This is a genomic window from Halomonas saccharevitans, from assembly GCF_900116405.1.
GTDB lineage: Bacteria > Pseudomonadota > Gammaproteobacteria > Pseudomonadales > Halomonadaceae > Halomonas > Halomonas saccharevitans.
The window spans coordinates 158,348-180,110 of sequence record NZ_FPAQ01000003.1; the positions used below are offsets into that span (position 1 = coordinate 158,348).

At 70.0% G+C, this 21,763-nt stretch carries 15 protein-coding genes and 1 riboswitch; of the genes, 6 read left to right on the forward strand and 9 right to left on the reverse strand.

Annotated features, from left to right (window positions below):
- Positions 1-22 precede the first annotated feature (22 nt).
- Positions 23-979 (reverse strand): L-histidine N(alpha)-methyltransferase, encoded by a 957-nt coding sequence (gene egtD, locus BM388_RS02790; protein WP_089846973.1) that lies wholly within the window; start codon positions 977-979, stop codon positions 23-25.
- A gap of 131 nt (positions 980-1,110) precedes the next feature.
- On the opposite strand from egtD, the gene selD reads away from it, so the two are divergent.
- Positions 1,111-3,393: a selenide, water dikinase SelD gene (gene selD / locus BM388_RS02795; RefSeq protein WP_089846975.1), complete on the forward strand. Its 2,283-nt coding sequence runs from the start codon at positions 1,111-1,113 to the stop codon at positions 3,391-3,393.
- A gap of 141 nt (positions 3,394-3,534) precedes the next feature.
- Here selD and senB read toward each other — a convergent pair whose 3' ends face one another.
- Positions 3,535-4,527, reverse strand: a complete 993-nt coding sequence (gene senB / locus BM388_RS02800) for a selenoneine biosynthesis selenosugar synthase SenB (protein ID WP_217641037.1) — start codon at positions 4,525-4,527, stop codon at positions 3,535-3,537.
- Between the two features lie 129 nt (positions 4,528-4,656).
- Between senB and senA the strand changes: the two genes are divergently transcribed.
- Complete coding sequence (senA, locus tag BM388_RS02805) at positions 4,657-5,991, forward strand: selenoneine synthase SenA (protein ID WP_089846979.1); 1,335 nt, start codon at positions 4,657-4,659, stop codon at positions 5,989-5,991.
- An 84-nt stretch (positions 5,992-6,075) separates the two neighbouring features.
- Here the strand turns inward: senA and ilvD are convergent, their stop codons facing one another.
- The 3 genes from ilvD to BM388_RS02820 form a co-directional block, all read right to left on the reverse strand.
- Positions 6,076-7,764 carry a dihydroxy-acid dehydratase gene (gene ilvD, locus BM388_RS02810; protein ID WP_089846981.1) on the reverse strand — a complete coding sequence of 563 codons (1,689 nt, stop codon included), beginning with the start codon at positions 7,762-7,764 and terminating at the stop codon, positions 6,076-6,078.
- Positions 7,757-9,391: a hypothetical protein gene (locus BM388_RS02815; RefSeq protein WP_089846983.1), complete on the reverse strand. Its 1,635-nt coding sequence runs from the start codon at positions 9,389-9,391 to the stop codon at positions 7,757-7,759. The genes ilvD and BM388_RS02815 overlap by 8 nt, the downstream gene beginning before the upstream one ends.
- A gap of 68 nt (positions 9,392-9,459) precedes the next feature.
- A complete protein-coding gene (locus BM388_RS02820) occupies positions 9,460-10,848 on the reverse strand; it encodes an SLC5/6 family protein (protein WP_089846985.1) in 1,389 nt (462 codons plus the stop codon).
- Positions 10,838-10,957: riboswitch (TPP riboswitch) on the reverse strand. (Overlaps the previous gene by 11 nt.)
- A 113-nt stretch (positions 10,958-11,070) precedes the next feature.
- On the opposite strand from BM388_RS02820, the gene BM388_RS02825 reads away from it, so the two are divergent.
- Positions 11,071-11,745 (forward strand): hypothetical protein, encoded by a 675-nt coding sequence (locus tag BM388_RS02825; protein ID WP_089846987.1) that lies wholly within the window; start codon positions 11,071-11,073, stop codon positions 11,743-11,745.
- Between the two features lie 31 nt (positions 11,746-11,776).
- Here BM388_RS02825 and BM388_RS02830 read toward each other — a convergent pair whose 3' ends face one another.
- Positions 11,777-12,364, reverse strand: coding sequence for a peroxidase-related enzyme (locus BM388_RS02830; protein ID WP_089846989.1), 588 nt, complete (start codon positions 12,362-12,364; stop codon positions 11,777-11,779).
- 150 nt (positions 12,365-12,514) lie between these two features.
- Positions 12,515-14,014: a CoA-acylating methylmalonate-semialdehyde dehydrogenase gene (locus tag BM388_RS02835; protein ID WP_089846991.1), complete on the reverse strand. Its 1,500-nt coding sequence runs from the start codon at positions 14,012-14,014 to the stop codon at positions 12,515-12,517.
- Positions 14,015-14,263: 249 nt separating this feature from the next.
- Between BM388_RS02835 and BM388_RS02840 the strand changes: the two genes are divergently transcribed.
- A complete protein-coding gene (locus BM388_RS02840; protein WP_089846993.1) occupies positions 14,264-15,241 on the forward strand; it encodes a LysR family transcriptional regulator in 978 nt (325 codons plus the stop codon).
- A gap of 239 nt (positions 15,242-15,480) precedes the next feature.
- A complete protein-coding gene (gene katG / locus BM388_RS02845) occupies positions 15,481-17,670 on the forward strand; it encodes a catalase/peroxidase HPI (protein ID WP_245781445.1) in 2,190 nt (729 codons plus the stop codon).
- 168 nt (positions 17,671-17,838) lie between these two features.
- Here the strand turns inward: katG and BM388_RS02850 are convergent, their stop codons facing one another.
- Positions 17,839-19,320 (reverse strand): protein adenylyltransferase SelO, encoded by a 1,482-nt coding sequence (locus BM388_RS02850; RefSeq protein ID WP_089846997.1) that lies wholly within the window; start codon positions 19,318-19,320, stop codon positions 17,839-17,841.
- 91 nt (positions 19,321-19,411) lie between these two features.
- Complete coding sequence (locus BM388_RS02855; protein ID WP_089846999.1) at positions 19,412-20,278, reverse strand: LysR substrate-binding domain-containing protein; 867 nt, start codon at positions 20,276-20,278, stop codon at positions 19,412-19,414.
- Between the two features lie 105 nt (positions 20,279-20,383).
- Here BM388_RS02855 and BM388_RS02860 point away from each other — a divergent pair, with 105 nt between their 5' ends.
- On the forward strand, positions 20,384-21,271 hold the full coding sequence (locus BM388_RS02860; RefSeq protein WP_089847001.1) for a DMT family transporter: 888 nt from the start codon (positions 20,384-20,386) through the stop codon (positions 21,269-21,271).
- Positions 21,272-21,763: the final 492 nt, after the last annotated feature.

Below are 21,763 nucleotides of genomic sequence, written 5' to 3' on the forward strand. Positions count from 1 at the left end.
CTGATCCGGCGTCGCGCCCGCGTCAGTGATCCAGCAGATAGTGCACGCTGAACAGCGCCTGATCATCAAGCCACACGGCGCCGGACCGGTAGCCGGCCCGGGCGGCCAGCGCCTGGAAGTCCTCGAGTCGGTACTTGCAGGAGTTCTCGGTATGCAGCGTCTCCCCCGCCTCGAAGGCGAAGCGCCGCTCCTCAATCACGATGGCCTGGCGGCGCCGGCTGACCAGGTGCATCTCGATGCGCGAGGCCGCCTCGTTAAAGACGGCGCGGTGGCCGAAGGCCGCGAGGTCGACCTCGGCGCCCAGCTCGCGGCGCATGCGCGACAGCAGGTTGAGGTTGAAGGCCGCGGTGACGCCGGCGGCGTCGTTGTAGGCCGCCTCGAGAAGGCCACGCTCCTTGACCAGGTCGACGCCGATCAGCACCCCGCTGCCCGTCGGCAGCGCCCGGCGCAGGCGGGAGAGGAAGGCCTCGGCCGGCGTGAAGTTGCCGATGCTCGAGCCCGGGAAGAAGGCCACCGCCCGTCGCTCCGCGAGGCTTGGCGGCAGCCGCACGCCCACGGAGAAATCGCCCCAGGCGGCGTGCACCTCGAGCCAGGGGTAGTCGGCCGCCAGGCGGCGCGTGCTCTGCAGCAGGAAGTCGCGGGAGATGTCCACGCCCAGATAGCGGCTGGGGCGCAGCGCCTCCAGCAACCGGCGCACCTTGCGGCTGGCGCCGCTGCCGAGTTCGACCAGCAGGGCGTCGGGGCCCACCAGCGCCGCGATCTCGTCGGCGGCCGCGGCGAGGATGCCCTCCTCGGTGCGGGTCAGGTAGTACTCGGGCTGGGCGCAGATGGCCTCGAAGAGCCGCGAGCCCCGCGCGTCGTAGAAGTGCTTGGGCGAGAGCGCCTTCGGCGAGGCGCGAAGGCCTGCGATGACGTCGTCGCGAAAGGCGTCTGGCGCCTGCCCGACGTGCTGATCGTGGACGTGCACGGCGGTGATCATCGAGGTCCCTCGCGAACGGCGGGCGACGACGCCGGGGAGATTCCCGCGCCGGAATCCGGCTAGACTGGGCGGCGGCGCGAGCCCTGGATCCCTTCGCGCCACCCTTTCACCAATCTAGAGCGAGCCCCCACATGCAGCAACCGCAGCAGACGGTGTTACGGGACATCGTGCTGGTCGGCGGCGGCCATACCCACGTCGGCGTGCTGAAGCGCTTCGCCATGCGCCCCGAGCCTGGCGTGCGGCTCACCCTGATCTGCCGCGACACCCACACCCCCTACTCGGGCATGCTACCGGGCTACGTCGCCGGGCACTACGGCTACGACGACGTGCATATCGACCTGCGCCGGCTGGCCGAATACGCCGGCGCGCGCTTCTTCGCCGACGAGGCGATCGGCGTCGATCACGACGCGCGCCGGGTGCTCTGCCGCTCGCGCCCCCCGGTGCCCTACGACTGGCTGTCGATCAATATCGGCTCGACGCCCCGGGTGGGCAGGGTCCAGGGCGCCGACGCCCATGCCGTGCCGGTCAAGCCGATCCACCGCTTCAACGACCGCTGGCTTCAGCTGCTTGAGCGCATCGAGGCGCACCCCGGCACCACCCGGGTAGCGGTGGTCGGCGGCGGCGCCGGCGGGGTCGAGCTGCTGCTGGCCATGCAGGTCCGGCTGGGCCGCGAGCTGGCCGCCCGGGGACGCGACCCGGCGGAGCTTCACTTCGCGCTCTTCACCCGCGGCGAGAAGATTCTGCCGACCCACAACGCTCGGGTGCGCGGGCACTTCGAGGCCACGCTGCGCCGCCGAGGCGTCGAGGTGCATACCGGCACCGAGGTGGTCGCCGTCGAGGCGGGCCAGCTGCAGAGCGACGACGGCACCTGGCACGGCGCCGACGAGATCGTCTGGGTGACCAACGCCGGCGGGGCCGACTGGCTCAAGGGCACCCGGCTGGCGCTCGACGACGACGGCTTCATCAAGGTCGGCGAGACCCTGCAGTCGCTCTCGGACCCGCGGATCTTCGCCGCCGGCGACATCGCCCACCAGGTCGATCACCCCCGCGAGAAGGCCGGGGTCTTCGCCGTGCGCCAGGGCCGTCCGTTGGCCGACAACCTGCGCGCCGCCGTGACCGGCCGCCCGCTGTCGCCCTATCGCCCGCAGCGCGACTGGCTGGCGCTGATCAGCACCGGCGATCGCCACGCCGTGGCCTCCCGGGGCGGGCTCTATCTGGCCGGCGACTGGGCCTGGCGCTGGAAGGACTGGATCGACCGGCGCTTCATGGCCCGCTTTAACGACCTGCCGCCCATGACCCAGGACGCCATGAAGGCCCCGGCCCGCAGTCGAGTGGTGCTGGACGAGGACGAGAGCGCCCAGGCGATCTCGGCGCTGGCCATGCGCTGCGGCGGCTGCGGGGCCAAGGTGGGGGCCACCACCCTCTCCCGGGCGCTCTCGACGCTCGAGCCGGTGGCGCGCGAGGAGGTGCTGGTCGGCCTGCACGCCCCGGACGACGCCGCCGTGGTGCGGGTGCCGCCGGGCAAGGACATGGTGCACACCGTGGATTTCTTCCGCGCCTTCATCGACGACCCCTACGTGTTCGGCAAGGTCGCCGCCAACCACGCGCTCGGTGACATCTTCGCCATGGGCGCCGAGGCGCAGACCGCCACCGCCGTGGCCACGGTGCCCCAGGGGCTCGAGGCCAAGGTCGAGGACACCGTCTTCCAGATGATGAGCGGCGCGGTGGAGGTGCTCAACGCCGCCGACTGCGCCCTGGTGGGCGGCCACACCGGCGAGGGCAGCGAGCTGGCCCTGGGCTTCGCCGTCAACGGACTGATCGACAGCGACAGCACAGCCCTGATGACCAAGGGCGGCCTGCGCCCCGGCCAGGTGCTGATCCTCACCAAGCCCATCGGCACCGGCACGCTGTTCGCCGCCCACGCGCGGCTCGCCGCCCGGGGGCGCTGGATCGATGCGGCGCTCGCCAGCATGGTGCAGTCCAACCGCGAGGCCGCGGCCTGCCTGCACGAGCACGGCGCCACCGCCTGCACCGACCTCACCGGCTTCGGCCTGCTCGGCCACCTGGTGGAGATGACGCGCTCCTCGGGGGTGGATGCCGAGCTCGACCTGGCGGCTCTGCCGCTGCTCGAGGGCGCCGAGGAGACCGTCGCCGCCGGCATCCTGAGCTCCCTGCAGCCCGCCAACGTGCGTCTGCGCCGCGCGATCCGCGACCAGGCGGCCTGGGTCAAGCATCCGCGCTATCCGCTGCTCTTCGACCCCCAGACCGCCGGGGGGCTGGTCGCCGGGGTGCCCGCCGAGCAGGCGGAGGCCTGCCTCGCGGCTCTGCACGCCCTGGGCTTCGGGCAGGCCGCGATCATCGGTCGCATCACCCCCGCCGGCGAGGCGCTGGAGCCCATCCGTCTCAACGGATGAGGACGATGCTCAGCTGCTGGCACCGGCGCCAGGCCCCGTGCGAAGGCGCTGTGAACCCTTCCCTGGGCGCTACATTCGCCATCCATGGCGAATGACCTTCGCCGGGACCTGCCCCGGCGCCTCCTAACCATGCAGATAAGGTCAGGCGTGCAGCCCGCAGGCGGTGAGCACCCTGGCCAGCGCCTCGCACTCGGCCTCGGGCGTGAACAGCGGCGCCCGGGCCGCCACCTGGCGGCGCAGGCCCTCGACGAAGGCCGGCTGTGCCTCGGCGCGGCGCAGCAGGTCGCCAAGCGCCGCGGTATCGGCGACCGGGAAATAGCCGGCGTAGTCGTCGCCCAGCAGGCCGCGGTTGCCCGGGATATCGGAGGCCAGCACCGGCAGGCCCGCCGCGCAGGCCTCGCTGACCACGTTGGCCCCGCCCTCCATGCGCGAGCTGATCACCATCAGTCGGGCGCAGGCCATCCACTGGCGCACCTGCCAGCGGGGCAGGTCGCCGAGCCAGCGATAGCGCGGATTGGCCGCCATCTCCTCAACGGCCGCCTTGGCCCAGCTCTCGTCGTGGGCGCCGCCCAGCTGGATGATCCGCAGCCGCGAGCCCATTGGCAGGTCGCGCACCGCGAGTGCCGCGCGCAGCGGGTCCTTCTCCTCGCGCAGGTGGCCCACCACCAGCACATCGAAGTGCCGCCGCCCCGGCCGCGGGGCACCGGGCGGCAGCGGCAGCGCCGACTGGTGGACGACGTGCAGGCGCGGCAGGACGCCCGCGGGCAGGTCCTCCTCCAGGGCATCATGCAGGCCGATCAGGACGTCCGCCGCCGCGAGGCTTTCGTGGAAGGTCTCGGGATGGCTGTGCTGGAAGCGGTAGACGTCGGTGCCGGTCAGCACCACGGCCAGGGCGGCCGCAGGAAAGGCCTGGCGACAAGCGAGGATGGCTCCGTGGCTGCGCCAGGCGTGCAGCGCCATCACGAGATCTGGGGCCTGTCCGTCGACGCGCCATTCCCCCGGGGCATCCTCGGAGCCGGCGATACTCACGCGGCAGCCAAGCTCGCGCAGCAGGCCCGCCCAGCGGGTCGCGGTGGCGCGGTTGCCGGCGTGGGAGCCTCGACCCGCCGGGGTGATCAGGGCTACCTTCAACACTGTTCACCCTTCCCCTTATCGCCTTGCATCGCTCGCCCCGTCATCCGTCCATACTTCTTCAACCGTTCTTGGCCAGCCAATCTTACCCGGCCGTGCTTATCCAGCCGCTCACCGTTCGAGGAGGTCCTGATGATCGCCACCCCGCCCACGCCCCCTCGCGCCGCCGACGCGCTGGCAGACATGCTGATCGATGCCCGCTCGCGCAGCCTTTCGCTGATGCGCGATACCCTCGAGATCCGCGAGCTCGGCCCGCGGCTTTCGATCGTCAACCCGCCGCTGTGGGAGCTCGGCCACCTGGGCTTTTTCCACGACCACTTCGCGCTGCGTGGCCTGTTCGGCCTGCGCGACTACCGGCTCGTCGGCTCCGAGCGGCTGTTCGACTCCGGCAGCATCGCCCATGACGACCGCTGGGCGCTACCGCTGCCCTCCCGCGACGAGACCCTGGACTACCTCTCGCGGGTGCAGGCGGCGATGCTCGCGCGCCTGCCCGAGGGCGAGGCCAGCGCCGCCCAGAGCTACGTCTATCAGCTCACCACCCTGCACGAGGACATGCACGGCGAGGCCTTCCTCTACACCCGCCAGACGCTGGGCGACCCCGCCCCGGCACTCGGCACGCCGCCGCGCGAGGCCCCCGGCGAGGCCGGACGCGGCCCCCTGCCGGGCGACGTCACCATTCCCGGCGGGCGCCACCGTCTGGGTGGCGACGATACCCTGCCCTTCCGCTTCGACAACGAGAAGCCGCCCATGGCGGTCGAGGTGGCGCCCTTCTCGATCGCCCGGGCGCCGGTCACCAACGCCGAGTTCGCCGCCTTCGTCGACGACGGTGGCTACGCGCGGCGCGACTACTGGAGCGAGGCCGGCTGGCGGTGGCGCGAGGGTCAGGGGCAGGAGGCTCCGGTCTACTGGCGCCGGGGCGCCGACAACCGCTGGGAGGAGCGCCGCTTCGATCGCTGGCAGCCGCTGGCCGCCCACCAGCCGGTGGTGCACGTCAGCTGGTACGAGGCCGAGGCCTGGTGTCGCTGGGCCGGTCGACGCCTGCCCAGCGAGGCGGAGTGGGAGGTAGCCGCCAGCCGCGAGCCCAGCGCCGACGGCGCCTCGCTGGCGCCCGGCAAGCGACGCTTCCCCTGGGGCGACACGCCGCCGGACGCCGGCCGGGCCAACCTCGACGGCTGGCGCCTGGGCCCGCTGGACGTGGCGGCGCTGCCCGAGGGCGACAGCGCCTTCGGCTGTCGCCAGCTGCTGGGCAACGTCTGGGAGTGGACGGCCTCGCCCTTCGCCCCCTTCCCGGGCTTCGCGCCCGAGCTCTACCGCGACTACTCCGCCCCCTGGTTCCAGGAGGGGCGCTACGTGCTGCGCGGCGGTGCCTGGGCCACCCGCGCGCGACTGATCCACACCGCCTACCGCAACTTCTTCACCCCGGAGCGAAACGACATCCTGGCCGGATTTCGCACCTGCGCCCTCTAGCAGGCCCCCCATGACGAGAACGCCCCGACCGATCCCGGCCGGGGCGTCTTGGCGGATAACGGGCTCAGCGGCCCGGCGCGCGCCTCACTCTGGCAGGTCGGTGACCGCGCCGGTGGAGGCCGAGCTCACCGTGCGGGCGTACTTCGACAGCACGCCGCGGGTGTAGCGCGGTGCCGGCTGGCGCCAGGCGGCGCGGCGGCGCATCAGCTCCTCGTCGGAGAGCGCGATGTCGATGGTGTCGGCCTCGGCATCGATGGTGATCGCATCGCCGTCTTCCACCAGCGCCAGGGGGCCGCCGTCGAAGGCCTCGGGCGTGACGTGGCCTACCACGAAACCGTGACTGCCGCCTGAGAAGCGCCCGTCGGTGATCAGCGCCACCTCACTGCCGAGCCCGCGACCCATGATCGCCGAGGTGGGCGTGAGCATCTCGCGCATGCCGGGGCCGCCCTTGGGACCCTCATAGCGGATCACCACCACGTCGCCGGCCACCACGGTGCCGTCGTTGATACGCGCCTGGGCCTCCTCCTCGGAGCCGAACACCCGGGCGCGGCCCGAGAAGCGCGTGCCCTCCTTGCCGGTGATCTTGGCCACCGAGCCTTCCGGGGCCAGGTTGCCGAAGAGGATGCGCAGGTGGCTCTCCGCCTTCACCGGGCGATCCAGCGGGGCGATGATCTTCTGGTCATCGGGATACGGCGCCACCTCGGCCAGGTTCTCGGCGAGCGTCTGGCCGGTCACGGTCAGGCAGTCGCCGTGCAAGAGGCCTGCGTCGAGCAGGATCTTCATCAGCGGCTGGATGCCGCCGATCGCCACCAGCTCGCTCATCATGTAGTGGCCGCTGGGGCGCAGGTCGGCGACCACCGGCACGCGCTTGCCGATGGCGGTGAAGTCGGCAAGCGACAGTTCGACGCCGATGGTGCGGGCCATGCCGATCAGGTGCAGCACGGCGTTGGTGGAGCCGCCCAGCGCTATCACTACGGCGATGGCGTTCTCGAAGGCCTGGCGCGTCATGATGTCGGAGGGCTTGATGTCGCGCTCGAGCAGCGCGAGCACCGCCTCACCGGCGGCATGGCAGTCGTCGCGCTTATCGCGGGAGACGGCATTCTGCGCCGAGCTGCCCGGCAGGCTCATGCCCAGCGCCTCGATGGCCGAGGCCATGGTGTTGGCGGTGTACATGCCGCCGCAGGAGCCGGGACCGGGAATCGCCGTCTCCTCGATCTGCTTCACCTCGATCAGGTCCATGTCGCCGCGGGAGTGGGCGCCCATGGCCTCGAACACCGAGACGATGTCGGTGTGGCCCTCGCCCGGCAGGATGGTGCCGCCGTAGACGAAGACGCTGGGGCGATCGAGCCGCGCCAGCCCCATCAAACAGCCCGGCATGTTCTTGTCGCAGCCGCCGATGGCCACCAGGCCGTCGAAGCCCTCACAGCCGGCCACCGTCTCGATGGAATCGGCGATCACCTCCCGGGACACCAGCGAGTACTTCATGCCCTCGGTGCCGTTGGCGATGCCGTCGGAGATGGTGATGGTGTTGAAGATCACCCCCTTGCCGCCGGCCGCATCGGCGCCGTCGCTGGCCCGGCGAGCCAGCTCGTCGATGTGGCTGTTGCAGGGGGTGAGGTTGCTCCAGGTCGAGGCGATGCCCACCTGGGGCTTGGCGAAGTCGGCGTCGGTGAAGCCCACCGCCCGGAGCATGGCGCGGCTGGCGGACTTGCCGACGCCGTCCACGACCGGGGCGGAATGGCGGCGACGGGGATCGTCAGGCGTGTCACTCATGGTCGGATATCCTCTTGTCGTTTCGGGGTTCCCCCCGGGGGTGGTCATGGGGCTCGGCAGCGTCACTCGACGCGGCGAAGGACGAGGCCGGCCGCGCGAAGGCCACCTCGAACAGCCGAGGGTCATCGAAGTGGCGCCGGCCAACGAAAACGGTGGCATGGGTTCCCCACTGGCGCATGGCGCCGGGGCTCAGGATGCCCGATGGCCACAGCAGGAATCGCTCGAGGCGCCCAGTATGCGACACCAGACCCTCCGGACCATAGAGGCTGCGCCGTCCGCCCCCGGGCAGCGCCAGGGATCGCCGGCCATGGTCGGGCGGCGAGGACACCGCCTTGAGCGCGTAGCGGCGCGCCTCGGCTACGTCGACGCCGGGGTCCGCCACGCCCAGGTGCTCCACGTAATGGCTGACGGCGGCGACGCGCACCGCGAGCCGCTGCCCTGCCACCAGGCGAGGAGCCTCGATGGGCGTCAGCGGCGCCTCGCGCAGGTCCGCGTCCGCGGCCACCGCGACGCGCTCGAGGGGCGGCACGGGAAAGAAGAGATGGTAGCAGCCGCAGGGATGGATGCTGTCGTGGATCAGCGCTCGCCCCCGCTCGTCGAGGGTGACGCGCCACAGCAGGCCATCGAGACGACCCCCGAGCAGATCCAGCGCGCCCTGCCGTGGGCGCGCCGGGAACCACAGGGTGTAGACCAGCTGGGGCAGCAGCTCGCCCTCGAAGCGGGTATGGCTCAATCGCACGTCGGCCACGGGACGGTTGGTGTCGACGAGCGGCAAGGGGCCTTCGGGCCCGGCAAACCAGTAGGGCGCGCCGAACCGGTCGTCGTGCCCCTGGGTCTCGACGAGAAACACCGGGGCATGATGCGCCGCCAGGCGCAGCAGCGCCTGGCGATCGAGCTCGACGAAGCCGAGCGGGCTTCGTGGCGCCTCGCGCAGCCACCGCGCCGCGACGGCGGCATCAAGGAGCTCGCCGGTGGGCGGCGCATAGCGCACCAGGGGCGCCTCGGCCGGCAGCGTCGCGAACGGTGCCTCGAAGGTGTCCAGATAGTCCGCCTTCCAGCGGTTGTAACCGAGGGCAAGACCGAGGCGCGTCAGGGGATAGAGCCCCAGTGCCCGGCGCCGGGTCAGGTAGTGGTCGGGGGCCTCGATCGCCGAGCGCAGCCGCTCGCGGGCCGGTCCGGCGACCTGCTCGGCCAGCAGCTCACGCTCCATCAGGCGCGTGGCGCAGGCATTGACGACCGCGGCCGGGCCCGCGCCGGGAGTTGACGACAGCGCCTCCCGCTGGGACGCCGGCAGGTTGGCCGCCTCGATGGCGCGCGCCTCGCCGTCCAGCTCGCGCATCCGGGCCACCCAGTCGGCGAAGGCCGCGGGGCTGTCGAGCTCGTCATCGAAGCTCGCGAGCAGCCGGTTAACGCGCAGGTAGGGAAAACCCGCCACCCGCGCCGCCCCGGCATCGGTCACGCCGGCCTCGGCCACCGCCGCATCGAAGGCCGCCAGCTGCGCCAGGCAGCGGGCGTTCCGCGGGTCGCGGTCGGCCAGCTCCGCACGCCAATCGGGACCGGCGGCACAGCCCGCCAGCAGCCCGAACAGCATAAGCCCCCCTAGGCGCAGCGGTGACCAGACGGGCATGGGGCGTTTCCTCGAGAACGCGGATCGACTCTCTCAGGGTGGGCGCCCGCCCGCGAAGAGGCAACGTCTCAGGCAGCACGCGCCCTTCTCGCCGGCCGGAGCCCGGCGATCAGCAGGCTGACCAGGCTCGAGAGCAGCAGCGCGCCGAGAAACGGCGGCAGGGTCGGAATGCTGCCGGGGAAGCTCGCCGCCAGCACGCCGGCCGCGAGGCTGCCCTGGGCCACCCAGCCCGGCAGGATGGCGCCGAGCAAGCCTGCCACGCCGCCGGCCACCGCGGCGGTGGCGCTCATCCGCGACCAGAGGCCCAGCAGCACCGGCACCACGATGGCCGCGCAGAGCAGGTCGGCGATCAGAAACAGGCGCAGCACCGAGAGCCCCTGTAGCGCCACGATCACCACCGGCACCATCAGCGCCACGGTGGCCAGGCGCGCCGCGCCGATGGAGAGGCCGCGCCGACCGGACACCGCCACCACCAGCGAGGCGATGCCGTTCTGCAGGGTATCCACGCTGGAGGCCACCAGGGTGACCGCCAGCACCAGCGCCGGCAGCGCCAGCCATCCCGGCGCCTCGGTGAGCAGCGCGAAGAAGGGAATCGGCGGTTCGCCCAGCGCCACGCCGGCCATGGCGGCCAGCATGCCGAGCCCGCCGATCACCATCACCACCAGCACGGTGATGCCGCCGCCTAGCCAGGCGCCGCGGCTCAGGGCACGGTCGTCCCGGGCCGCCCATACCCGCTGCCAATAGCCCTGGTGGAAGAGGTTCGCTGCCGTCACCGCGATCACCAGGGTTAGCGCCACGGCGAGGGCGTCACCGGCCGGGATCGACGGCAGGGCCGCCGCCACCGGCATCTCGGGCAGGCGCGCAAGCGCCACCCCGCCGACCAGCGCCAGCAGGACGATCAGCAGCCAGGCCTGCCAGCGGTCGGTGGCAAGGCTCGCCCGCAGCCCGCCCACTGCCGTGTAGAGCAGCGTGGAGATCGCCACGCCGATCACCACCAGCGCCGGTGGCACCTCGGAGAGCAGCGCGGTGATGGCCCCGACGGCGGTCAGCTCCGCGGCCAGGAAGCAGGCCATGTAGAGCACGGAGACCAGCGACACCCAGCGCCGCACCCCGGCCCCGTAGCAGGCCTCGGCGAACTCGCCGATGCTGCGCCCCTCCGGCAGGTGGCGGCGGATCGCCGGGCCATAGAGCCCCAGCACGATGAACGGCAACGCCGAGCCGACGGCATAGCCGGCCAGCGCCAGCGGGCCGACGAAGGCGCCGATCTCGGGGGGCGCGAAGAGGATCCAGGCGCCCATCCCCGAGGCAAGGAAGGAGAGCCCCAGGGTCGAAGCACTCTGGGAGTTGCGTGCGGTGACGTAGTCGTCGAGGGGGCCATCGGCCCGGCGGGCCTTGAGGCCCAGGAAGGCAAAGCAAAGCAGCGCCGCGCCGAGCACGGCAGACGTCAGGACAGGCATGTCGCACTTCCTCCGCCGGTGTGAACCGGATCAGGTTCCAGGGTCAGCGCCATGCGCTCTCTCAGCCCCGGCCGACGCGTGCGGCGGCGAGACTCCCCTGGCGACAGTGAATGGATTGTGGGATCGCGTCTCAAGCCGGCGCCATAACGGCCGATAGACACAGGATCGAGGGGCATCATAACGTCGCCCCACCGTGACGACCACCCGTGCCGGAGCCCCGAGATGCCCTACACCGAAGCCAAGGAACACGCCCCCGGGCGCCTGCACGGGATCTTCGTCGATCCCTACAGCGCCTTCGACAACGCCGCCACCGAGCGCCTGCTGCACCTGCGCATGGCGAGCGAGGCGATGATCCTGGCACCGATGCGCGAGGGCCGGCTGGTGCTGCGCGTCATCCACGGCTGGCAGAACGGCAGCTTCGAGCCCGCCGAGCTCTGCCACAGCGACCATCGACTGGACTCCTTGGCGGCGCTACGCCGGGTGACTGACGACTATCGCCAGGCCTTCGAGGGTGGGCAGCCGCTGCCGTGCGACGGCACCGGGCTCTTGGCCGATCCCCTGGCCCGGGCCATCGCCGCCGCCGAGGCCGAGGGCCAGGCCCTCGACGAGGAGACCCGCACCATCCCCGCGCGCTGGCCCGCCTTCCGACAGGGCCTGACCCTCTACACCTTCTTCAAGGTCTACCACCGCCTCACCTATAGCGAAGACGACGCCTACCGTTCGATCCTCTGCCAGACGCCCCAGGGGCCCCGCGAGATCCACGAGTTCCACCTCGAGGAGGGCGAGTTCGCCGTGGTGGCGCCTCGCGAGAATGAGGACGGCGACAGCGTGTTGCTGCTGCACGAGAGCCAGCTGACGCCGGTGCTGCAGCTATTGGAGGCGGGTCACGGCGCTTAACGCCGGAAGCACTCGCGGAGACCTTTCCACCTCACTTCTCCCGCGGCACCCGCCCCATCAGGTAGAACTCCTCGTTGGGCGGGGTGCCGGTCAGGGTGACCAGGCGATTGGAGAGCCCGAAGAAGGCGGTGATGGCGCCGATATCCCAGATGTCGTCGTGGGTGAAACCGGCCGTTTTCAGGCGCGCCTCCCATTCGTCGGTGAGTTCCCCCACCTCCAGGCCGCAGTAGAGCGCGAAGTCGAGCATCACGCGGTGGCGCTCGCTGATCGGCGCGGTGCGGTGATTGATGGCCACCTGGTCGGCAAGCAGCGGGTCCTTGCTGTAGATGCGCACCAGGGCGCCGTGGGCCACCACGCAGTAGAGGCAGCGATTGCGGGCGCTGGTAGCCACCACGATCATCTCCTTCTCGGCCTTGGTGAGGGTGTCGGACTCCCGCTCCATCAGGGCGTCGTGGTAGGCGAAGAAGGCCCGAAACTCGGCCGGACGGTGGGCCAGCATCAGGAAGACGTTGGGCACGAAGCCGGCCTTGTCCTGCACCGCCAGCATGGCGTCGCGGATGTCGTCGGGCAGGTCGTGGATCGATTCGGGGATGGGGAAACGGCTGATCGGTGCGGACATGGTGGCTCCTGGCGCTGTGGTTGTTGTTGTCCTAAAACTCCAGTTAACGTCAACGTAAACGCAGTGTCTACCCGTCCTTGGTGGCCCCAAGCGACGGCGGCCCCGCCTCTCTCGAGACGGGGCCGCCGATGGCCGCTGAGCGGGGTGCGGTCAGCCCAGCGAGATGGTGCTGTTGATGCCGCTGGAGACGTTCTTCGGCTCGAACCAGCGCGCGGTGACGGTCTTGGTCTGGGTCCAGAAGCTGATCGCCTGCTTGCCGTTGGGGCCCAGGTCGCCGAGCTTGGAGCCGCGTGAGCCGGTGAAGCTGAAGTAGGCGACCGGCACCGGGATCGGCACGTTGATGCCCACCTGGCCGACGTCGATGTCGCTCTCGAAGCGTCGCGCCACCCAACCGGAGTTGGTGAAGATCGAGGTGCCGTTGCCGTTGGGGTTGGCGTTGACGAACGCGATCGCCTCGTCGAGGGTCTCGACACCGACCACGCAGAGCACCGGCCCGAAGATCTCCTCGCGGTAGATGGTCATCTCGGTGGTCACGGCGCTGAACAGAAACAGGCCGACGAAGTTGCCGTTCGGGTAGCCCTCCACCTCACAGCCGCGGCCGTCGACCAGCAGCTTGGCGCCCTCCTGCTCGCCGGTGGCGATCAGGCGCTCCACGCGCTCCTTGGCCTGGGGAGAGACCAGCGGGCCGAGGTCGGCGTCCGTCTGGGTGCCAGGACCGACCTTCATGTTGCGGGCACCCTCGGCGATGTCCTCGAGCCACTCGCGGGCCTCACCCACCAGCACCACCACGGAGTTGGCCATGCAGCGCTGTCCGGCGGCGCCGAAGGCGGAGCCCAGCAGGTTGTTGATGGCCTGGCTGCGGTTGGCGTCCGGCATCACCACGCAGTGGTTCTTGGCGCCCATCATCGCCTGCATGCGCTTGCCGGCGGCGGCGGCGCGATCGTAGAGCAGCGAGCCGACATGGCTGGAGCCGATGAAGGAGAGCGCCTTGATGTCGGCATGATCGGCGATCTGGTTAGCGACGTCCGGGCCGCCGTGCACCACGTTCAGCACGCCGGCCGGCACGCCCGCCTCGTGGGCCAGCTCGACCAGGCGCATGGTGGAGGTCGGGTCCTGCTCGGAGGGCTTGAGCACGAAGGTGTTACCGGTGGCGATGGCCAGCGGGAACATGAAGCAGGGCAGCATGATCGGGAAGTTGAAGGCGGTGATGCCAGCGCCCACGCCCAGCGGCTGGTTGAGGCTGTAGACGTCTACCTCATTGGCGGCGTTCTCGGCCAGTTCGCCGAGCTGCAGGGAGGTGATCGAACAGGCGTGCTCCACCACCTCCAGGCCGCGGCCTACCTCGCCGGCCGCATCCGGCAGGGTCTTGCCGTGTTCCTCGCTGATCAGCGCGGCCAGCTCATCGGTGTTGTCGCGGATCAGCGCCTGGAGCTTGAGCATGATGCGCATACGCTTGCCCAGCGGCACCTTGCGCCAGGTCTTGAAGGCCTCCTTGGCGCTGGCGACGGCCTGCTCGACCTCCTCGGCGGTGCAGAACGGTACCCGCGCGACCACCTCCTGGGTGGCCGGATTGACCACGTCGCGCCACTCCTGGCTCTGGGACTGGACGGGCTGGCCATCGATGTACATGGGAGTTTCGCGAACGGTCATGGGCATGCTCCTGAAGCTGTTGTGATTATGAGCTGTTGTGGTTACGAGCTGTTGTGATGATGCGCTGTTGTGATGATGCGCTGTTGTGATGATGCGTATGGGGCAAAAGGCGTATGCGACCTTATGTGCATGCTGGCACGGAGAGTCGATGTTTCGAGTCTATACAGAGGTTGGATGGCGTGACAACGGGCACTCAGGCACATTGCTTGTGCACTGATGCACAACCAAAGACGGCAGGAGACGGCTCCCATGCTGGACTGGCAGGACATCCAGATCTTCCTCGAGGTGGCGCGCAGCGAGCGGCTCACCGACGCCGCCCGGCGCCTGGGGCTGGACCACTCCACCCTGTCGCGGCGCACGAGGCGCTTCGAGCAGGCCCTCAACACCCAGCTGTTCGAGCGCAGCACCCACGGCTACCACCTCACCGAGGCCGGCCAGCAGCTGCTCGCCCACGCCGAGGAGATGGCGCGCCACGCCTTCGAGGCGGGCGAGAGCCTCACCGACAAGAACCACCAGATCAGCGGCCAGATCCGCCTGGGGGTGACCGAGGGCTTCGGCACCTGGGTGATCGCCCCGCTGCTCTCGGCCTTCTGCGAGCGCCACCCCGGCGTGACCCTGGACCTGCTGGCACTGCCGCGGGTGGTCAACCTGAGCCGCCACGAGGCGGATCTCGCCATTACCGTGGAACGCCCGGTGAGCCCGGGGCTCGTGATCTCGCGGCTCTGCGACTACCGGCTGCGCCTCTACGGCAGCCAGGGCTATCTCGCCCGCCACGGCACCCCGCGACACCGCTCCGCGCTGGGCGCACATCGTCTGATCGGCTATGTCGACGACCTGATCTTCAGCGAGCAGCTCAGCTACCTCGAGCCGCTGCTCGACCCGGCGGTGGTCGGCCATCCCGGCCCGCACTTCGCCCTGCGCAGCACCAGCGTGACCACCCAGCACGCCGCCTGCCTGCAGGGCGCCGGGCTCGCCGTGCTGCCCTGCTTCATGGCCAGCACCTCGGAGGCCCTTTCGAACGTGCTGGATGACGACGTGGAGATCGTGCGTCACTTCTGGATCACCGCCCGCCAAGAGCAGCGCCGCCTGGCCCGGGTCCGCCTGCTGTGGGACTTCCTGCGCGAAGCCCTGGAGGCCAACCACGCCTTTTTGATGGGCGAGAGCCGGGAGCTGGTAATTCCCGACCTCGGCGCCCCGGCCCCCTCGCTCTCGTCGTCGCCCGACTGACCGCCCCCCGAAGAAGCCGATACGCACCGAGGCCAATAGCGCCGGCCACCTGCATGCAGGATTGCCGATATGAAATAACTATCGAGATGGTCGGAAATGGCACTTGGGCCCATCAATGGACGCGGAGTAGTGTGAAGGAAAAGGCGACGCGATAGCGCCGACGAGACACATGACACCGTTGGTCGGCGACACTACTCTCAACCAGACTCGTCGCTTACCACACCCAGACAGACCCCTACATGCAGCAAAGATTGGAGAGCAACATGGGCGAACAGCAGACAGGCAAGTGTCCGGTGATGCACGGTTCCAACACCCAAGAGAAGGCCGATGTGGTCGCCTGGTGGCCGGAATCGCTGAACCTGGACATCCTCCATCAGCACGATCGCAAGACCAATCCGCTGGGTGAGGCGTTCGACTATCGGGAAGAGGTCAAGAAGCTCGACCATGCGGCCCTCGAGAGGGACATGCACGAGCTGATGACCAACAGCCAGGAGTGGTGGCCAGCCGATTGGGGCCACTACGGCGGCCTGATGATTCGCCTGGCCTGGCACGCGGCAGGCACCTACCGCCTGGCCGATGGCCGTGGCGGTGCCGGCACCGGTAACCAACGCTTCGCGCCGCTGAACTCCTGGCCCGACAACGGCAACCTCGACAAGGCACGTCGTCTGCTGTGGCCGCTCAAGAAGAAATACGGCAACCAGGTCAGCTGGGCCGACCTGTTCATCCTGGCCGGCAACGTGGCCTACGAATCCATGGGCTTCAAGACCTTCGGTTTCTCTTACGGTCGCGAGGATATCTGGCACCCCGAGAAGGACATCTACTGGGGGGCCGAGAAGGAGTGGCTGGCGCCGTCCGACAGCCGCTATGACGATGTCGACCAGCCGGACACCATGGAAAATCCGCTGGCCGCCGTGCAGATGGGCCTGATCTACGTGAACCCGGAAGGGGTGAACGGCGAGCCCGACCCGCTGAAGACCGCCGAGCAGGTCCGCGTGACCTTCGCCCGCATGGCGATGAACGACGAGGAAACTGCGGCCCTGACCGCCGGCGGCCACACAGTGGGCAAGACCCACGGCAACGGTGACGCCGAGGCGCTCGGCGCCGAGCCGGAAGGCGCCGACGTCGAGACCCAGGGCTTCGGCTGGATGAACCCCAACCTTGACGGCAAGGCGACCAACGCGATCACCTCGGGCCTCGAGGGCGCCTGGACCACCAATCCGACCCAGTTCGACATGGGTTACTTCGACATGCTGTTCGGCTACGAGTGGGAGCTCAAGAAGAGCCCCGCCGGCGCCAACCAGTGGGAGCCGGTCGACATCAAGGAGGAGGACAAGCCGGTCGATGCAACCGACCCCTCCAAGCGCCATAACCCGATGATGACCGACGCCGACATGGCGATGAAGATGGATCCCGCGTACCGGGCGATCTGCGAGAAATTCATGGCCGATCCCGAGTACTTCAAGGACGCCTTCGCTCGCGCCTGGTTCAAGCTGACGCACCGCGACATGGGGCCGAAATCCCGCTATATCGGCCCGGACGTACCGGCCGAGGACCTGATCTGGCAGGATCCGGTGCCCCAGGGTGAGACCAACTACACCGAGGAGGTCGTCAAGGCGAAGATCGCCGAGGCCGGCCTCTCCCTGAATGAGCTGATCGCCACCGCCTGGGACAGCGCCCGCACCTTCCGCGGCTCCGACATGCGCGGCGGCGCCAACGGGGCGCGTATACGCCTGGCCCCGCAGAAGCACTGGGAAGGCAACGAGCCGGAGCGTCTGGCCAAGGTGCTGAAGACCTACGAGCAGATCTCCGCCGACACCGGCGCGAGCATCGCCGACGTCATCGTGCTGGGCGGCAACCTGGGCGTCGAGATGGCGGCCAAGGCGGCTGGCCACGACGTTCACGTGCCCTTCGCCAAGGGCCGCGGCGACGCCAGCGAGGCGATGACCGACGCCGAATCCTTCGAGCCGCTGGAGCCGCTGGCCGATGCCTTCCGCAACTGGCAGAAGAAGGAGTACGTGGTCAAGCCGGAGGAAATGCTGCTGGATCGCGCCCAGTTGATGGGTCTGACCGCGCCGGAGATGACCGTGCTGCTGGGCGGCATGCGAGTGCTCGGCACCAACCACGGCGGCACTCCGCACGGCGTGTTCACCGATCGCGTAGGCCAGCTGACCAACGACTTCTTCGTCAACCTGACCGACATGGGCAACCGCTGGGAGCCGACCGGCAAGAACGCCTACGACATCGTCGATCGCCAGAGCGGCGACACCAAGTTCACCGCGACTCGCGTCGACCTGGTGTTCGGCTCCAACTCCATCCTGCGCGCCTACGCCGAGCTGTACGCCCAGGACGACAACGAGGAGAAGTTCGTGAAGGACTTCGTCGCCGCCTGGACCAAGGTGATGAACGCCGACCGCTTCGACCTCGACTGAAGCCCGTTCCGGGCCATCGCTGACTCGTCAGCTCAAGCCGCGCCAGCCCTTCCGGGCGGCGCGGCTTTTTTGTGGGCGTGTTCAGGGGCGCCCGGATACGCCGGCTGCGAGGTTCTCTACGCGCCACCCGATCAGCCGATGATCGGCCGTCGCCTCGTCGCGGCCGGCTCAGGTGCCGCAGAAGGTGCGGAACACGGCCTGGCCGGCCGGCGAAGGCCGGGCGTAGGCCTCGCGATCGGGCTGGGCCTCGAAGGGGGTCGCCAGCACCTCGCGCAGTGTCTCGAAGGGCGCCATGTCGCCCTCGGCGGCCGCGGCCAGCGCCTCTTCCACCCGCTGGTTGCGCGGAATATAGAGCGGGTTGGTCGCGCGCAGCCGGGCGGCGATCGTCGCCGGGTTCACGTCCTCCCGGGCCAGCCGCTGTCGCCAGCGCGGCAGCCACTCGTGCAGGGCCTCGCGGTGCTCGAACAGTTCGAGCAGCGCCGGGGCGTCTTCCTCCACCGCCTCGGCAAGCTGTCGAAAGCTCAGGGTGAAGTCGGCGCGGCCGGCCGCCTGGGCCTCGAGGAAGGCCTCGGCGAGCTCGCGGTCGCCCTCCTCGGCCCGCGCGAGCCCCAGCTTATTGCGCATCACCGAGAGCCACTCGGCCTCGTACTGCTCGGGGTAGGCCTGGATCACCGCGGTGGCGCGTTCCACGGCTTGGTCCGCATCGTCATCGATCAGCGGGATCAGGGTCTCGGCGAAGCGCGCCAGGTTCCACTGGGCGATCCACGGCTGGTTGCGATAGGCGTAGCGGCCGCCCTCGTCGATGGAGCTGAACACCTGCTCGGGATCATAGGCCTCCATGAAGGCGCAGGGGCCGTAGTCGATGGTCTCCCCGGCGATCGAGGTGTTATCGGTATTCATCACGCCGTGGATGAAGCCGAGCCCCATCCAGCCGGCGACGAGCCGGGCCTGGCGTGCCTGCACGGCCTCCACCAGCGAGAGGTAGCGGCTCTCCGGCGGCAGCAAGGCGAGCTCGGGATAGTGCCGCTCGATGGCGAGATCCGCGAGCAGACGAATGGCCTCCTCGTCGCCCCGCGCGGCGAAGTACTGGAAGGTGCCCACGCGCAGGTGGCTCGAGGCCACCCGGGTCAGCACGGCGCCGGGCTCGGGCACCCGGCGAAAGACCCGTTCGCCGGTGGCGACTGCGGCCAGCGCGCGGGTGGTGGGAATGCCCAGGACGTGCATCGCCTCGCTGACCAGGTACTCGCGCAGCACCGGGCCGAGCGGCGCGCGCCCGTCGGCCCCACGGGAGAAGGGCGTGCAGCCGGCGCCCTTGAGCTGGATATCGCGCAGCCGCCCCTCACGATCGGTCACCTCGCCCAGCAGCACCGCGCGGCCGTCGCCCAGACGCGGGTTGAAGTGGCCGAACTGGTGACCGGCATAGGCCTGGGCCAGCGGCTCGGCGCCTTGCGGCACGGCGTTGCCGGCAAAGGTATAGGCGGCCCGCCCCTCATCGAGGGCCTCATCGAAGGCCGCCGGATCGAAGCCCAGCTCCTCGGCCAGCGGCCGGTTGAAGGCCAAGAGCCTCGGCGCCTCCACCGGCACGGGGTCGAAGCGAACATAGAAACGGTCCGGCAGGCGGGCGTAGCGCAGGGTGAACTCGGGAAACATGGCGACTCCGATCGGCGGCTGGGCGCGACAGCGAGATAATGAATACCCGAGTATATCGCTCGGAATTGCGCTTATCGACCCACCACCTGACTCACCCCTCTCCCATGGAGAGCTCCTCGCGGATCAGCTCGGCCAGGCGCCGGGCAGGCTCGGTGGGGCGCCGCGCGGCACGGTGTAGGGCCAGCTCCACGGGCGGCAGCGCCGGCAGGCCGCTCGATTCGTCCAGGGCGCGCAGCTGGGGCGTCAGCATGCTGCGGGTCACCACCACGATGGCCAGGCCCGCCTGCACCACCGGCCCCAGGCCGACCATCGACTGGCTGGTGTAGGCCACTCGCCAGTCGCGGCCGGCGGCGGCCAGCGACTGCTCGGCCACTTCCCGGAACAGGTCGGCGCCCAGCGAGTAAAGCGCCAGCGGCAGAGGATCGGTCAGCGAGGGCTGGTGCTGCAGGCCCACCGCCCAGGCGAGCGGCTCGCGGCGAATCATCTCGCCGCCGGGCGAGCGGCGCTGCCGGGTCACCAGCGCCAGGTCCAGCTCGTCGGCCCGCACCTGCTCCATCAAGTGAGCACTGGTGCCGCAGGTCACCTGCAGGCGCACTTCGGGGTAGAGCTGGTGAAACCAGGAGAACACCGAGGTCAGCAGGCTGGCATAGTCCTCGGGAATCCCGAGGTTCAGGTCGCCGGTGACCCGGCGCGTGCGCATGTCGGCGAGCGCCTCGTCGTTAAGCAACAGCAGTTTTCTGGCATGGCCGAGCAGCCGTTCGCCCTCGGCGGTGAAGCGCAGCCGCCGCCCCTCGCGCTCGTGGAGCGCCACGTCCAGCGCACTCTCCAGGCGCTGCAGCTGCATGCTGACGGTGGATTGGGTATAGGCCAGGCGCCGGGCGGCGGCGGTCACGCTGCCGGTATCGGCCACCGCCACCAGCGTCCGCAACAGGCCGAGATCGAGCGTTGGAGCACGCATAAACATCACCATCCTTGATAGGTCGCATCAATAAGGATCTATTTTGTGATGATTATGGACGGGATAGCATGCCCTCGTCACTCACTGGGCGAGGAGGTAGCGATCATGCTGGGCCATACGTTAGGCGTTTCCCGTTTTCCGTGGCCTGGTGCCGGCGCCGCCGGCCTGGCCATCATTCTCTGGGCGCTGGTACCGCTGCTGATGATCGCCGCCGGCGACCTGCCGCCGCTGCGCCTTTCGGCCATGGCGCTGCTGGCTGGCGCGCTGGGCACGCTGCCCATGGCGCGCGGCCGGCGGCGCCCCGCGGCCACGCATTCGCGGGTCCAGGGCGGGGCGATCAACCTCCTCGGGGCGCTGCTGATGGCCGGAGCCGTAGGCGCCTGCTTCGCCGCCTTCTCCCTGGCACCGCCCGCCGAGGCGGCGCTGATCACCTACACCTGGCCGGTCATCTTCCTGCTGGCGAGCCGCTGGATGGTACTGCGGCGCCTGCCGCTGGCCACCCTCGGCGGCGCGCTGCTGGCCTTCTCTGGCGCCGCCCTGCTGGTGGTTCCCCAGGCCCTGTCGGGCGGCGTTTCCGGCGCCTGGGGCGGCTACCTGCTGGCCTTCGGCACGGCGCTGTGCTGGGCGCTTTTCTCGCTGGCAAGCCAGGTGCCGGGGTTCCGGTTCGGCGAACGCATGCCGCACATGCTGCTGATCGCCAGCGTCATGACCGGCGTCGCCAGCCTGGCGCTGGAAGGGGTGAGCGAGCTGCCCTCGTCTCAGGAACTGCTGGCCACCGCCGCCCTGGGCCTGGGCCCCTACGGTATCGCCATGCTCGCCTGGGACCGCGCCCTCGGCGACCCGCAGGCGCATCGGCTGGGCAACCTGGCCCACGCCGTGCCGGTGCTGGCCACGCTCTTTTTGGTGATCGCCGGGGTCGCCTCGCCGGATTGGCGACTGCCGCTGGCCGCCGGGCTGGTGCTGTGGGGAAGCTACACGGCCTCGACGCGCTGAGCGCCAGGAACGGCGCCCCCTCTCCGACTCCTCGTTTTTCGAGACGCTGGCGGCATTTCACAGCCATCTCGGCACAGATTGGACATCTTCTCGCCAGGCCAGTACGGTAATGGCGCCTCGGCGCGGTCTCCCAACCGCGCCCTCGAGGCGGTCACCCCCGTGGCCGACTGGTCTCGCTTCACCGCAGACTGGATCACCGGCACTTTCGACTGTCCGTCGCCGACGTCATCGATAGAGAACGAATCCATGTCGCCCCATTACGCCGAACAGGGCCGCTGCATGCCGCGCCGCCCGCCGCCAGCCAGACCCTTCCCCGGGTAACGCCACGCGCCGCCACCCCGCGACCCGTGCCTATTGCCGCGTCTCGCCGCCCTTGTAATACGGGGCTCGGCGTCAACGCCGCGTGCGCGATCACCACCCTGCCCTGACCGTCCATCGCGTCCGGCGTGCCGCCCCCTGCGTGGCTGGCACGCGACGCGCCCCTTCCACTCA